Origin of the sequence: Pseudanabaena sp. BC1403, from assembly GCF_002914585.1 — a bacterium.
Classification (GTDB): Bacteria; Cyanobacteriota; Cyanobacteriia; order Pseudanabaenales; family Pseudanabaenaceae; genus Pseudanabaena.
In genome coordinates this window covers 1-13,908 of the sequence record NZ_PDDM01000016.1, presented here as the reverse complement: position 1 = coordinate 13,908, position 13,908 = coordinate 1, and the positions used below count along the sequence as shown (strand labels likewise).

The 13,908-nt window shown below is 43.5% G+C and carries 10 protein-coding genes; 5 read left to right on the top strand and 5 right to left on the bottom strand.

Annotated features, from left to right (window positions below; translation table 11 throughout):
* The first annotated feature begins 36 nt into the window (after positions 1-36).
* The 4 genes from CQ839_RS14965 to CQ839_RS14950 all read left to right on the top strand — a co-directional run bounded on the left by CQ839_RS14965 (position 37) and on the right by CQ839_RS14950 (position 3,772).
* The gene (locus tag CQ839_RS14965; protein ID WP_103669097.1) at positions 37-852 is read left to right on the top strand and encodes a type II secretion system GspH family protein; all 816 of its coding nucleotides are present in this window, start codon (positions 37-39) and stop codon (positions 850-852) included.
* A 27-nt stretch (positions 853-879) separates the two neighbouring features.
* Complete coding sequence (gene hpsC, locus CQ839_RS14960) at positions 880-2,259, top strand: hormogonium polysaccharide secretion pseudopilin HpsC (RefSeq protein ID WP_146048747.1); 1,380 nt, start codon at positions 880-882, stop codon at positions 2,257-2,259.
* A gap of 23 nt (positions 2,260-2,282) precedes the next feature.
* Positions 2,283-2,999, top strand: a complete 717-nt coding sequence (locus CQ839_RS14955; protein ID WP_103669095.1) for a Tfp pilus assembly protein FimT/FimU — start codon at positions 2,283-2,285, stop codon at positions 2,997-2,999.
* Between the two features lie 182 nt (positions 3,000-3,181).
* Positions 3,182-3,772, top strand: coding sequence for a type II secretion system protein (locus CQ839_RS14950; protein WP_103669094.1), 591 nt, complete (start codon positions 3,182-3,184; stop codon positions 3,770-3,772).
* Positions 3,773-3,803: 31 nt separating this feature from the next.
* On the opposite strand, the gene CQ839_RS14945 is transcribed toward CQ839_RS14950, so the two are convergent.
* Both CQ839_RS14945 and CQ839_RS14940 read right to left on the bottom strand, forming a co-directional pair.
* Entirely contained in the window at positions 3,804-5,321 is a 1,518-nt protein-coding gene (locus CQ839_RS14945; protein WP_103669093.1) for a UbiD family decarboxylase, read from the bottom strand.
* 118 nt (positions 5,322-5,439) lie between these two features.
* Positions 5,440-5,763: a tetratricopeptide repeat protein gene (locus CQ839_RS14940; protein ID WP_103669092.1), complete on the bottom strand. Its 324-nt coding sequence runs from the start codon at positions 5,761-5,763 to the stop codon at positions 5,440-5,442.
* Between the two features lie 107 nt (positions 5,764-5,870).
* Here CQ839_RS14940 and CQ839_RS14935 point away from each other — a divergent pair, with 107 nt between their 5' ends.
* Entirely contained in the window at positions 5,871-7,214 is a 1,344-nt protein-coding gene (locus tag CQ839_RS14935; protein WP_103669091.1) for an IctB family putative bicarbonate transporter, read from the top strand.
* Positions 7,215-7,264: 50 nt separating this feature from the next.
* Here CQ839_RS14935 and CQ839_RS14930 read toward each other — a convergent pair whose 3' ends face one another.
* From CQ839_RS14930 to purN, 3 genes are all read right to left on the bottom strand, one after another.
* Positions 7,265-10,621, bottom strand: coding sequence for a response regulator (locus CQ839_RS14930; RefSeq protein ID WP_103669090.1), 3,357 nt, complete (start codon positions 10,619-10,621; stop codon positions 7,265-7,267).
* 958 nt (positions 10,622-11,579) lie between these two features.
* Positions 11,580-13,070, bottom strand: a complete 1,491-nt coding sequence (locus tag CQ839_RS14925; RefSeq protein WP_103669179.1) for a UDP-N-acetylmuramoyl-L-alanyl-D-glutamate--2,6-diaminopimelate ligase — start codon at positions 13,068-13,070, stop codon at positions 11,580-11,582.
* A 120-nt stretch (positions 13,071-13,190) separates the two neighbouring features.
* Positions 13,191-13,772, bottom strand: a complete 582-nt coding sequence (purN, locus tag CQ839_RS14920) for a phosphoribosylglycinamide formyltransferase (protein ID WP_103669089.1) — start codon at positions 13,770-13,772, stop codon at positions 13,191-13,193.
* Positions 13,773-13,908 lie beyond the last annotated feature (136 nt).

Sequence of the window (13,908 nt, the reverse complement as noted above, 5' to 3'; positions counted from 1 at the left end):
AAATGCGTTGTCCTTGTTCTTTGATGATGGTGGGTTATGTTAAATCTAAATTGCAAAGCTTTGGATACCAGATATCGTAAGCCCCATGATGCGATCGCACCTTCTTTTGCGGGTTATCTGTCCCAGATTCTCAAGACAAGGCGATCGCTAGAGTCAGAAGAGATGGGCTTCACATTGCTAGAGTCTCTGGTGGCGGCGGCTGTAGTCGGCATTTTGATTGTGTCGATCGCGCCGATGGTCGCACTTTCTACCTCAGCCAGAGTTAATGCTAGAAGGATCGATCAGGCTACTCAAGCTGGAAGGTCATATATTGATGCGGTGAGAGGCGGCGTGATTGATGTAACTAACTTCCCCAATAGTTTAGTTGCGAATACTCCCAATGCTCAAGATCAATACACATTTGAGGGGATCGCTGTACCAAATACAACCAGCTTTCCACCCGCCACAATCTGTAACAATAGCCTTGCAACTAATGTTCCATCGGGAAAAGTTCCAGGTATCTGTATTGATGCAAATGGCAATGGGTTTAGTATTCAAGATCCTCAAGACTTCTTCATTCAGCCCATGCGAAGTGGACCACTTAGTTCAGTAGCAACTGCTTCAACTGATCTGAGAAGCCAAGGCTTTTGGTTAGCGATTAGGGTTTACCGTGCTGATGCTCTAGCAGGAACTGCACCACTTAGAACTGGGATTGATACTGGAGGAGCTGATACTGGCTGCATTCAGCGAAGTAATGCCTTTGCTAGTACAGCTTCAATTACCTGTCCTGTGGTAACAATGCGATCGCAGATTTTCTTGCCAACGGTTAACCCCAAGAATATTGATGACATCAAAAAAGGCATTGGTTCATAACACTAATCAATCAAGGCATACTGTCCTATGAAAAAACTTTTCCATAAAATAATGGCATCGCGGCAGCGAAAAAGCCCATTGCGATCTTCAAAATCCCGTTATCGCAAAGGTTTTGTATCTGGCTTTACCTTGATTGAGTTGTTAGTAGCGGCTTTGATTGCCTCCTTAATGGTGGCAATCATGCTGGGCTTTTTGGTGGGTGTGTTAGATAGCGATCGTAAAGAAACAGTTAAGACAAATGCCCAAGAAGAATTGCAAGCTGCAATTAGTTATATGGCTGATGATGTGCAAGAAGCAATCTATATCTATGGTGCACAAGGGCTTTCAGCAACAGAAGGAATAAATGCTCAATTACCCCACACCCAGTCTGGTGCAGGTAACGAGTGCAATCTCACTGGGACTAACACCTGCACACCAATTTTAGTGTTTTGGAAAAGATTTACTTTTAATCCCGACGCAACTACAAACTATAGTAATCCAGCAGCTAGTCCCACATCAGAAATTATTGGTTGTATGCCTTATGGAGACGCTGCCCTATTGGCAGCTTGTCGTGCAGATAGCATTGCTGGCAGTAGAGCCTATGGTCGAGATACATATACATATTCACTAGTTGCATATTACCTAAAGAATGACGACCCTACGATTATTGGTAATACTGGTAGTACTTGGTCACAGACTGCGCGGATTTTGAGATGGGAGATTAAGGATGGATATGTGGCTTATTGCAGTAATGGTGGCACAATCGGTGTTACTACTGGTTGCCCTGCTGCAACTAAGGTTACTACTAGACCAAATTCTACACTTATCGTCCCTCCTATAGTCCCTGTAGCCTTATCAGATCCTAACAGATACTTTACTCTGCCATCTACAGGCTTTAACCGTCCTGACTTTTCAACACAGGGTGGTCTAGCGTCTTGGAGGAAGTATGCCAACTTTGATTTTGCGGCTAATCCTTTTGTGACTCTTGTGGACTTTATGGATGACACTGCCTACTCGGCAACTCAAGGTGGATCTGCTGTAGCGACTGGTACTCCTGCTGCGGCTACGGCTGCATTTAGAATTCCTGTTGGTAGGAATGACGCTAGTACTCCACAAAGAAATCTGGATTGTGATGATCCTTCAGTGGGTGTGGGAACGACCGATTCAGTAAATAACTTTACACAACGAGTTCCTGCTGATTTTGCTAATTCTGATGGCAGTAATCCTGCTGGACTAAGTAGCTTTTATGCTTGTGTCTCGCCAAATACCGTTACAGCGAGGATATTCATGCGCGGTAATGCGATCGCGCGCTTGACCACACCTGCAACTGATCGAACTCGGAGACCGCCAACAGCAACTAATATTACGTTTTTCCCAACCGCAGATGTGCGTAGCTTTGGGCGTAGTCAAATCGGTTTAGGTAGATAAAATATAAGGTGAAATCAAAAAAAATGTTTACTTCTAATTTTTTTAGTAACCTTACTAGCAGTTTGTCTAGTTTCTTCCGAAACCTGATTAACAAAAATCAGCGCAAATTTCTAGCATTCGTAACTCCTCCCAAACGCCGCGATCGCTATTCTAAATCTCTAGGTTTCACACTTTTAGAAGTTCTAGTGGTGATGATCATGGTGGGCATCCTCAGCGCGATCGCTGCTCCTGGATGGCTAGGTTTTGTCAATAACCAACGCATTAATACTTCTCAAACCAAGATCTTCCAAGCGATTAAAGTTGCCCAATCAGATGCAAAAATTCGTAGTTCTAGTAACAGTAGTAGAACCAGAATTTCCTTTACACTAAATCAAACAAACAGTGCTTATAGGATGGACAATGTAAGGACTAATGCCTATAGGTTAAATGGTATCCGAACTGATCAACTAGGGCTAGGTGGTCAACAATCTCTAGAACCAGGGGTCACAATCTCAAGCATAACGCCGAACAATCTTCCTACTGTTGCCCTTTCCCTTCCTAATACTATTGCCACCGATCCTGATGTTGGCAAACCCTATATCGAGTTTGATTCGAGAGGACTTGTATATGATCCTAGTAATCAGATAACTTATCCTATTTGTATTAATTTATCAGTAGCTAATAGCCCCAGAATTCGGTGGATCGCGATCAAAACTTTACTAGGATCTGTGGTAACAGGTTCTGAAGGTGCTTGTACTTAAATAGCAAGAAATTTTCTTGTTGCGACTGGCTATTTTGAAGATAAAACAAAAAAAAGAGTTGTGGGCACAAGCTTCGCAACTCTTTTTTTGTGGCGAGTTGTAGCTCTATACCCAAAAAATCATCCATAATCATTAAAAAAATACTATAATTACCAGATAATTATAGTTAAAAGTCACAAAAAATGACGCTAATTGCCAGAGAATATCGACCACGAAAGCGCGATCGCCGTTCTGCAATCATTGGGTTTACAATGCTCGAAGTCTTAGTTGTGATGGTGATGATTGGCATTTTGGCAGCGATCAACGCACCATCTTGGGTAGGATTTGCCAATAACCAAAAACTCAACGCTGCTCAAAGTCAAGCACTTAGTACTCTGCGCCTAGCCCAAAGCAACGCCAAGCGTACCCAAATCATGTGGCAAGCAACTTTTAGAAATACACCTAATGTTTCACAATATGCAGTACACCAATCACCTCCATCAACAATGACCAAAGAATATTGGGACAACTTACCTTGGCAAAACTTTGATGGAGGAGTGCGGATTGTGGATAATACGGAAGATCAACCCCGAACCACCTTTACTAAGCTAACTGCGGTTCCAGAACCAGACATCTATCGTGTTCAGTTTGAATCTCAAGGTAATCCTAACGGGCTAGGTGAAATGGGGCGGATTACTTTTGTGGGTGGTTCTGGCGATCGCAAAAAATGTGTGATTATTTCGACATTATTAGGCTCAATGCGTCAAGCAGAAAACTCAGGATGCAACCAATGATAAAATCTCGTAATGATCGATAACAGCATTGTTAGTGAATATCGTAACCAAACAAATTAGGATCGGCTCCATCAAGTTTTAAATCAGCTAAACCATATTCAGCCCATCGGCGAGTCACCATATCAGCTACATCAGGATCGCTCTCTAAAGGATCTCCCCAATCGCGATTGGTTTCAGGATAAATCTTTGTTGTCGCATCAATCCCCATACGTCCGCCTAGACCTTCCTTCTCACAGGCAAAATCAAGGGAATCAAACGGATTGTCTGGCAAGATAAACACATCGCGGGTAGGGTCAACTTTAGAACTGAGTGCCCATACTACTAGACGAGGATCACGAATGTTAATTGTGTGGTCAACGACGATCACAAATTTGGTGTAGGTAAACTGTGGTAGAGCGCTCCAAAATGCAAGGGCGGCACGTCTTGCCTGTCCAGGGTACGCCTTTTTGATTGAAATAATCGCGGCTTTATAGGAAAGCGCTTCCATTGGTAAAAAGAAATCGGTAATTTCGGAAACTTGTTGACGAAGGATGGGGGTATAGATGCGATTTAAGGCGATCGCGATCATTGCTTCTTCCTTAGGAGGTAAGCCACTAAAGGTGGTTAGATAAATTGGATCTTTGCGATGGGTCATGCAATGAAACCTGATCAATGGAGCCTGATCATTGATGCCGCCGTAATAGCCCATATGATCCCCAAATGGCCCATCAGTTCCGACTTCATGGGGTGTAATCGTTCCTTCTAAAACATATTCCGCGCAGGCGGGAACTTCTAAGTTAAGGGTTTTACATTTAGTAAGCTGTACGCCTTCATTGCCATAGAGTCCCGCAAAAATCCATTCTGATAGATCTATAGGAATCGGAGTTGCCGCCGCCATAATCAGAACTGGATCAACACCGATCGCGATCGCAATTTCGAGTTTCTTTCCAGCCTCAGTCGCTTTGCGTAAATGTCTGGCTCCACCACGTACTGACAGCCATTGCACCGTCATCGTGTTTTTGGACTGCTGCTGCAAGCGGTATACACCCACATTAGGAATACCATTCTCGACATCTCTGGTGATAACTAGGGCAAGAGTCACCGCCCGCCCCCCATCTTTAGGATATGGCTTGAGAATGGGAATCTGATCAAGATCGACTTCATCACCTTGCAGGATGACTTCTTGACAAGGTGCATTCCCAAAGAGAACTTTTTGAGGACGAGACTTAACTACATCAAAGAGAATCTTGCCGAACTCGATCGCTTGGGAGATTTTTTTAGGGGGTTTCGGGCTTTGCAGCTTTCCTAATTTTACGCCGAGTACTTCTAATTCCGATTGCTCCTTCATGCCCATCGCCCAGCAGACCCGCTCGACTGTCCCCAATAGATTTACAGCAACTGGTGTTTTATAACCTTTGACATTCTCAAATAGTAGCGCTGGCCCAGCCGACTGTAAAAGACGATTGCTAATCTCCGCAATTTCTAATTCAGAATCGACAAGGGCTTTAACGCGATGAAGTTGTTTGCGCTCTTCGAGCAGATTGAGAAATGATCGCAGGTCACGGGTCATAGGAATTTGGTGGCGCTTTGGCAATTAGTCAGTAACCTATTGTAACTAAATGTTACGCTCCCCAACCCAAAAAAGATTAGAGGCGGCGTTTTGTACCGCCTCTAATCTTTTTTGGGTTTTATATCCCTAAAGTTTTGGCATATTCACAGTCGGCATTTGCCCCTTCAGTATCACCAAGTTTTGCTTTGGCTAAGCCACGATTAAAATAGGCAGGCGCAGCATCGGGAGCGAGTTCGATCACCTTGTTATAATCTGCGATCGCACCAGCATAGTCTTCGATTTCAGAGCGATCGTAGGCACGGTTGTAGTATGCCTCGGCATAGTTGGGATCGATGGTGATCGCTTCGGTATAATCAGCGATCGCACCCGCAAAATCTTCATTTTCGGCACGTTCCATGCCGCGATCGTTATAGGCTTCTGCGGAGTCAAGTTTATCCGTCATTGCTTTAAAAAATAATTAATGCCTGTGCTTTTCTTCTAAGATACAAGGTGTGAGGTCTCTTAGACCTAATATTTTTGCGCTATCCATAACCAGTTAATTCTCCCTGTATGTATTCCAAGCTCAAACTACCATTTCTCCATGTCTACAATAAATTTTTGCAGTTAATTAGCCCATTACAGGCATGGCGCGATGGCAGCCGCTTATTAGGTGCGAAATTTTTGGGCGGTTTGTTGGTGATTCTCATCGCCACTTTACCTTTTTTAGAAAATGCTCAAACTGGGGTAATTGGGGCGGCTGTAGCGATCGCATGGTTGATGATGTGGCTTAGTGATCGGCGTGGTGTCGAGGATCAATCAGTACCAATTTGGACACCGATTCATTTGCCTTTGATCAGCTATTGGGCGATCGCACTTATTGCCACGCTACTATCGTCTGTGCGTGTCGCGGCAATGGACGGCATGGTAAAGCTAACCATCTATATGATTGCTTTTGTGTCACTAAGTCGATTGATGCGCTTGGGTTGGCGCTCGATTTTGATCGCAACTTATCTAATCACAGCTTTGGTAGCCAGTGCCTATGGAGTGCATCAATGGTATCTCGGTGCTCCCGAACTCGCCACATGGACTGATCCTACCTCCGAAAGCGCAGGAATCACCCGTGTCTACAGCTTTCTTGGCAATCCCAATTTATTTGCAGGATACTTGATGCCAGCTTTGCCATTGGGTATAGTTGCCACGATTTACTGGCGCAATTGGGGCATGAAAGCTTTAAGTGCGCTTACGGCAGTTATGGGTGCATTTTGTATTATTCAATCTCAGAGTCGGGGTGGACTGATGGGACTTGCTGCCACAGCTTTTACACTAGTACTGCTATTAGTTTATTGGTGGGGCAAGCGTTTGCCAAATTGGACTTTGCCAGCTACTTTCAGCGGAACCGCAGGTGCGATCGCATTAGGGACTATTCTCGTACCGACATTGCGTAAGCGGGTTGGCAGTATTTTTGGAGCCGAAGATAGCAGTAACGCCTTTCGGGTCAATGTCTGGCAGGCTGTATTGAATATGATCGCAGCCAAACCACTGTTGGGAATTGGCCCAGGGAATAAAGCTTTTAACCTAGTTTATCCGCTCTATCAGCGATCGGGCTACAGCGCTCTGGGGACTTATTCAGTCCCATTAGAGATCACAGTTGAAACGGGAATTATCGGCGTAATTTGCTATGGATGGCTGATTTTCTCCATCTTTCGCCAAGCGTGGATTGCACTTAATCGCTTGAGAAGAGATCGCGATGCTAGTGGTTTATGGGTTATCGCCGCGATCGCCACAATCGCGGGAATGATGACACATGGCTTAGTCGATACGGTTTGGTATCGACCTCAAGTGCAATTACTATGGTGGCTAGCGATCGCGATCATCAGCAGTTTTTATATAGCTCCGATCAAAATCAAACAATAGAAAAGGGGGCGCGTAGCGCCCCCTTTTCTATTAATAGCGGCAGTTATAACTTAACTATCAACAAAAAAGGTGAGGACAGTTTCATCAATGCCTTTAAGTTTGAGAGGTTCACACTTACGCAGCTCCTCATCATTGAGATAATCAGCAACCGCAGCCGAGACAAGAATGCAATCAGGTTCCGCCGCTGCTTGGATACGTGCAGCGATATTTACTGTGGGGCCGATTGCGGTGTAGTCTGATCTCTCAGCGCTGCCAAACATACCAACTACGGCTGTGCCCTGATGAATTCCGCAGCGAAACTTGACTTGGGGAATGCCCTGAGTTGCCCATTGCTCATTTAGCTTGGCTAGCGATCGCTGCATATGTTTAGCAGTCAGAACGGCACGGCGTACTTGTTCATTGGGACTACAATCTTCGGGTGCACCAAAGAGAGCCATAATGCCATCACCGATAAACTTATCGACTGTGCCACCATTAGAAAAAATGGCTTCAGTCATTGCGCCCAAGTATTGATTCAGAAGTTCCGAAACTCGCCGCGATCGCAAGGTATTGGCAAGGGAAGTAAATCCGACAATATCTGTAAATAGAACTGTGATCATTCTTGGCTCAGGACGCAAATCAAGGCTCAGTTCACCTGTCGCAGCTTTGGAAACTAGACCAGGTGGGAGAAAGCGCTTAAGAACTGACTCAGTCAAATAGAGATTGAGTTGGGCAACGCGCCGCTCATTGGTCTTGAGAGCCAATAAATTCCGAACTTCTGCTAACAATTCGCGATCATTAAAAGGCTTAGCTAAGTAGGAATCTGCGCCCATCTCTGTACTTTCAATTCGAGTCTCTTCGTTAGCTTTGGCTGTCAGCAAAATCATCGGAGTCCCCGACAATTGAGGGTTTTTGCGAATCATCGCAATTAAATCTAAACCAGAGACTTGAGGCATCATCAAATCGGTGACGATTAGATCAGGGCAATGTTCTTGAGCTTGAGTATAGCCATGAGCGCCATTATGCGCTGAGATCACACTATAGCCAGCCTGATTGAGAACTCGTCGTAAATATCCCCGCAGATCGCGATTATCATCAACGATTAAGATTTTATTTGTAGGAGTCTGCGGTGATTCTTCTTGTTCACTATCATTAATGAATATATCTTCTTCTAAGCTCAAATCAGTTTCTAGATCCGCTAGTTCGACTGACGCTCTTGATATTTGGAGATTTGCAGGTGCGTTGGTAACTTGATCTGGGGGCAAATGCTTTTTACCTGTGGGAATGGCGATCATAAACGTTGTCCCATGACCATAATCTGAGGTCACAGAAATTTTGCCCCCGTGTAGATCCACCAATTCTTTGACCAGTGATAAACCTAAGCCACTGCCCTCATAACTACGATTGACAGAACCTTCAGCTTGGCGAAAACGTTCAAAGAGAAATGGAATTTGATCTTGTCGAATCCCTATTCCAGTATCTTGCACACTGAGAATACAATGTTTGCCATCTGCATCAGTAGAAATATTAACAGTAACACTACCGTTGCTAGGTGTGAATTTCATCGCATTGGATAGCAAATTGTACAGCACCTTGTCAAACTTCTCTAAGTCTAGGTAGATTTCTGGGCAATTGCTAAACTGGCTAAAAAGATGGATGTTTTTGCGATCGCAATAGGGACGAAAAGCATCAATGGTCTGGCGGGTAAATTCGACAAGATCACAAGGATGGAAACAAGCTTGCATTTTTCCAGCATCAAGGCGTTGGATGTCTAGTAGTTGATTAACTAGACGTAGCAACCGACGACAGTTTCGTAAAGCAATCACTGATTGCTCAATTGGCAGTGGTTGGGACTTCTCGATTGATGCTTCTAATGGGCCAATGGTGAGTGTGAGTGGGGTACGGAATTCATGGGAAAGATTTTGAAAGAATTCGGTTTTTTGACGATCAAGTTCAAGAAGTTGCTGTGCTTGTTGATGAGTTTTTTGAAAGAGATTAGCTTGCTGCACTGCGATCGCAGCTTGAGCTGCCACGGCTTGAACCAAAGATACCTCTTCAGGTTGCCATTGTCGTGGCAGACTATTTTGACGCATGGAAATACTGCCAATAATCTTGCCCTCAGACAGTAATGGAACCATGAGCAGCGATCTGGCAATTGAATCTAATGGCAATTCACCCATATTCCATTCTGGATTTTCATGCAAATCCGAGATTGCCACTGGTTGCTTTGATTCAATTAAAGCTTGAAAGACTGGATTAACCGATATATTCGCACTCGATTGCGGTAATATCGGTTCATGAGGATTTGACCTGCTATAAGCGTCTTCCTTAGGATTAAGCAAATGTAACCCGACACATCGCAAGTGATGATCTCCTTCTGTCCATAAAGATAAAGCGCAGCTTTCAGAATTTAAGGCTTGCCCCAATTGCTGGGTAATTGATGCAAAAATCTCCTGAGGATCAAGGCTGGAGCGGATTGTACTTGTGATTGTATTAAGTAAGGCTTCTCTTTTAGCAAGTTCTTGAATGCGATCATAGGCTCTGGCACGAGAGCTGACGATTGCGGCTTGATCAGATGCTAACTCAATTAAGTCTAATTCATCGCTACTCCACAAATGAGGACTGTCACAGTGATAGAGAGCTAGCATTGCCAAGCATTCTTTCTGAACTTGAAATGGAACAAATAGAACTGATTTGATATTCGCTTCAGCATATATAGCTTTATCAGTTTCAGAAACACGCTGATCGTCTTCGATATTATTAATTGAGACAATCTGCGATTGCAAGGTGAGAATCTTAGATAGCTTTGGTAAAGAAATGATCGGTTGACTGTAATAAGAATAATATTCTTCTGAGAGAATTCTAGTCTCAGATAGACGTAAGACACTGGCTGAAACATCAAAATTACGGGCGATCGATTCCGCGATCGACGCGATAATTTCCCGATATGGTGCTGCACTATCCACAGATGAAGCGATCGCATTTAGGAGCGATTGTTGACGAAGGGTGCGGCGTAACTCAGCAGTACGATTTCGCAGAACATTGTGAGTATCAATGGCTTGACTGACTACATTTTTGAGTTCTGCTTCATCCCAAGGCTTGGTGACGTATTTAAAAACTTTGCATGTATTAATTGCCTCAACTAAATCCTCAACATCAGTATAGCCAGTCAAAATAATCCTCATTGTGTCGGGATATTTAACTGCCATTTGACTCAAAAATTCAGTCCCAGTCATCATTGGCATTCTTTGATCGGAGATAATTACTGCGACCTCTCCTCTAAGATCGAGCAATTCCAATGCTTCCATGCCACTATTGGCTCGCAAAACTTGATAATCTCGATAAAAAGTCCGAAATAGTAAATCCAAGTTATCGGGCTCATCATCGATAACTAACAACTTAGGTTTGGGGGCGATTTGCGAACCCATTGATCTACTTCTTCCTAAAATTTTGATGTCGAAATACTCTGAATTTACGGACTAGTGATATTTAATTGATACAGCTAATCTCGATGTTTAGAAGACTAAATTATACAGAACCTATATAGATCTAAAAGTGGTGTAGCCATTTTTAGATCTATTACAAGTTTAATCTTGCCATAGGCACGATCAAAATTCAAAAACTTTACTGAGATAGTCTTTTGGAATACAAATGTGTACATATTCATTTATAAAGTACTGTAAAAAAGATATCTGCCAACCCCAATATGAATTAAATTTAAGTTTATAAGCTCAGGTTGGTTCTGAATATACTTCCTTTTGCATCATAACCGATACTCCTTACGTGTTTTTGCCTAGTATTCTCACCTAGTATTAGCCCAAAGAAATAAGTGATCCCAAGAGTTGGTGCTGCAGGTTTTGTTGATCGCACTATTCTTATTTTTTATTGTATGTCCCCAAATCATAATACCAATTTTGAAAATGGCAATGCTATTTTTAAAATTTAAAACTCTTATTGGGCTTAGTATACCCAGTAAGTAGATGTATATAATTAGTTACACATCCAATCCTGTAAAGCTGCGCCCCGCAGGGGCGCAGCTTTACAGGATTGGGTAATTTATTTTGCACAAGTGCTTAAGAGTTAGTGTTGGTAGTTGGCTTAGCACCTCACCACCAATTATACCAATTCACAAAAGTGTCGTCACACTTTTGTGAATTAAAAACTAAACCCAGTAAGGGTTTTAAAAGCACAAAATGACGTAACCATTTCAGCAACTCTCATTGTGAAACCGATTTTTATAATGAGAATTGCTATAAGCATTTTATGTTTTGGGATTATTCTCTAGGAAGAGATTAAGAAGGTGAGACTTTGTATAAAGTCCTTTTTGCGGCGAGTGCAATGACTCTAAATTATTTAGACATTTAGAATTGAAGCCGCTTAGAAGTCTTATTTTTGGCGACAGATTAAAGCTGATTGAGCTTCTTCGCGATCATCAAAATGGATTTTTTCTCGCCCAATGATTTGATAGTCTTCATGACCTTTTCCAGCGATCAGAATTGTATCGCCTGATTGAGCTTTCGCAATGGCTGTTTGGATGCATTTATGGCGATCGCTTTCGATAGTCATCGGTTTATCACCTATATCAGCGTTAACTCCAACTACGACATCATCCAAAATTCGCTGGGGATCTTCAGTACGGGGATTGTCAGAAGTTACATAAACGCGATCGGCTAGTCTAGCGGCAATCCCACCCATTAACGGACGCTTGGTGCGATCGCGATCGCCTCCACAACCAAACACGCAGATTAATTCACGCTGGGTAAAGGGACGCATCGCCTTTAATAGGTTTTCGAGACTGTCAGGGGTATGAGCATAGTCCACCACGACCGTCACATCTTGATCGTCGCTGACTTGCACCCGTTCTACACGTCCAGGTACATTTTTAAATTCTGGCAGGCGGCTGACCACTTCTGCCAAGCTCATCCCCATATGCAGAGCCGTAGCGATCGCTGCCAAGATATTCTCGACATTAAACTGACCTACTAGTGGTGAGGTAAAAGCGATCGATCCCTGTGGTGTATGTAATTTTCCCGTTGCGCCATTGGGCAAATAGGTCAAGTTTTCAGTGTAAAAATCAGCTTGAGAATTGCTAATGCTATAAGTCCAGATTGGTTTGTCACTGATCATTTGCACCAAACGCTGTCCAAAGGGATCATCCAAATTAATAATCGCTCTACCTTGCAAATAAATATCGCTAAATAGCAAAGCCTTTGCCTGAAAATAAGTCTCGATGTCTTTGTGATAATCCAAGTGATCTTGGGTCAAATTGGTAAATACCGCCACCTCGAAGGGGCAACCCAATACACGCCTTTGGTCTAAAGCATGGGAGCTAACCTCCATCAATCCAGCATCACAACCTGCGGCGATCGCATCGGCAAGTTGCGCCTGTAAGTCCACTGCAAAAGGAGTGGTATGGCTTGCGGTCTTAGAATAGCCAGCCCAACGGGTATAAAGTGTCCCAAATAAAGCCGATGCATATTGGGTTTGCAGTAAAAACTCGATTAAGTGCGTGGTGGTCGTTTTGCCATTTGTTCCTGTTACGCCTACCAACTTTAGTTTTTGAGCAGGATAGTCATAAAATGCTGTTGCAATTTGGCTGCAAGCGACAACCACATCGTCAACTGCGATCGCCTGTAACTGATCTTGCTCAGATAAATTACCAAAAGCCTCACGGGAGACGATGGCTGCGATCGCTCCCTGCGCGATCGCCTGTGGTGCAAATTTGCCACCATCCACCTGTGTTCCTGTCATCCCGATAAATAAGTCTCCAGCTTGACAAGCCCGTGAATCTGTAATTACACGCTTTATTTCTAGCTCATCTAGTTCAGGCTGAGAATTTTGATACCCTGCCAACGCTAGCAATTGTCCTAAACGCATAATTTCTCGATCCTTCAAGCACAAAATATCCCAGAATTCTGACACGAAATCTTGATTTGTGACAACATCAAAACCAAAAAAGGAGAGGCGGTGCATCGCGCCGCTTCTCCTTTTTTGGTTTTATTTAATGAAGCGATCGCTATATTCTGCGATCGCTTCTGGATAAATAATATGCTCTTGAACTTGGATACGCTTTTGGAGATCATCTAGAGTATCGTCAGGAAATACAGGAACGGCAGCTTGCTTGAGGATTTTACCGCTATCGACTTCGAGGCTGAGTAAATGTACGGTGCAGCCTGTAACCTTGACCCCATAGTTAAAGGCTTGCTCGATCGCATGAATACCTTTGAAGCTTGGTAATAAACTGGGATGAATATTCAGAATTCGCTCTGGGAAAGCATCGATTAAAACTTGGGTGACAATTCGCATCCAGCCTGCCATGATCACAAGATCGACATTGTATTGTTTGAGAATATTGATAATCGCAAGATCGAGAGCTTTACGGGATTTATAGTCTCGGTGATTGACTAAAATTGCAGGAATACCAAACTTTTCGGCGCGTTGACGGGCAAATGCATCAGGCTCGTTATAGATGACAACTGCGATTTTAGCTTTCAGTTCTCCATTTACGATCGCTTTAGCGATCGCCTCCAAATTACTGCCACTTCCTGAAGCTAATACAGCCAACACCTTTACACTCACAAATCTTCGATGCCTCTAAACAAAAAACGCAGACACAAGTCTACTATATAGAATCCCCAAAAAGCGTCATGGATTTCTCAAACTCGGCAAACTGGTTAACCATATACGAAGCCAAACAGTCCACATTCACGGCTGG

Excerpts from the sequence above, each read along its gene's own strand:
- CQ839_RS14965 (WP_103669097.1), top strand. The coding sequence starts at position 37 with ATGTTAAATCTAAATTGCAAAGCTTTGGATACCAGATATCGTAAGCCC.
- hpsC (WP_146048747.1), top strand. The coding sequence starts at position 880 with ATGAAAAAACTTTTCCATAAAATAATGGCATCGCGGCAGCGAAAAAGC.
- CQ839_RS14955 (WP_103669095.1), top strand. The coding sequence starts at position 2,283 with ATGTTTACTTCTAATTTTTTTAGTAACCTTACTAGCAGTTTGTCTAGT.
- CQ839_RS14950 (WP_103669094.1), top strand. The coding sequence starts at position 3,182 with ATGACGCTAATTGCCAGAGAATATCGACCACGAAAGCGCGATCGCCGT.
- CQ839_RS14945 (WP_103669093.1), bottom strand. The coding sequence starts at position 5,321 with ATGACCCGTGACCTGCGATCATTTCTCAATCTGCTCGAAGAGCGCAAA.
- CQ839_RS14940 (WP_103669092.1), bottom strand. The coding sequence starts at position 5,763 with ATGACGGATAAACTTGACTCCGCAGAAGCCTATAACGATCGCGGCATG.
- CQ839_RS14935 (WP_103669091.1), top strand. The coding sequence starts at position 5,871 with ATGTATTCCAAGCTCAAACTACCATTTCTCCATGTCTACAATAAATTT.
- CQ839_RS14930 (WP_103669090.1), bottom strand. The coding sequence starts at position 10,621 with ATGGGTTCGCAAATCGCCCCCAAACCTAAGTTGTTAGTTATCGATGAT.
- CQ839_RS14925 (WP_103669179.1), bottom strand. The coding sequence starts at position 13,070 with ATGCGTTTAGGACAATTGCTAGCGTTGGCAGGGTATCAAAATTCTCAG.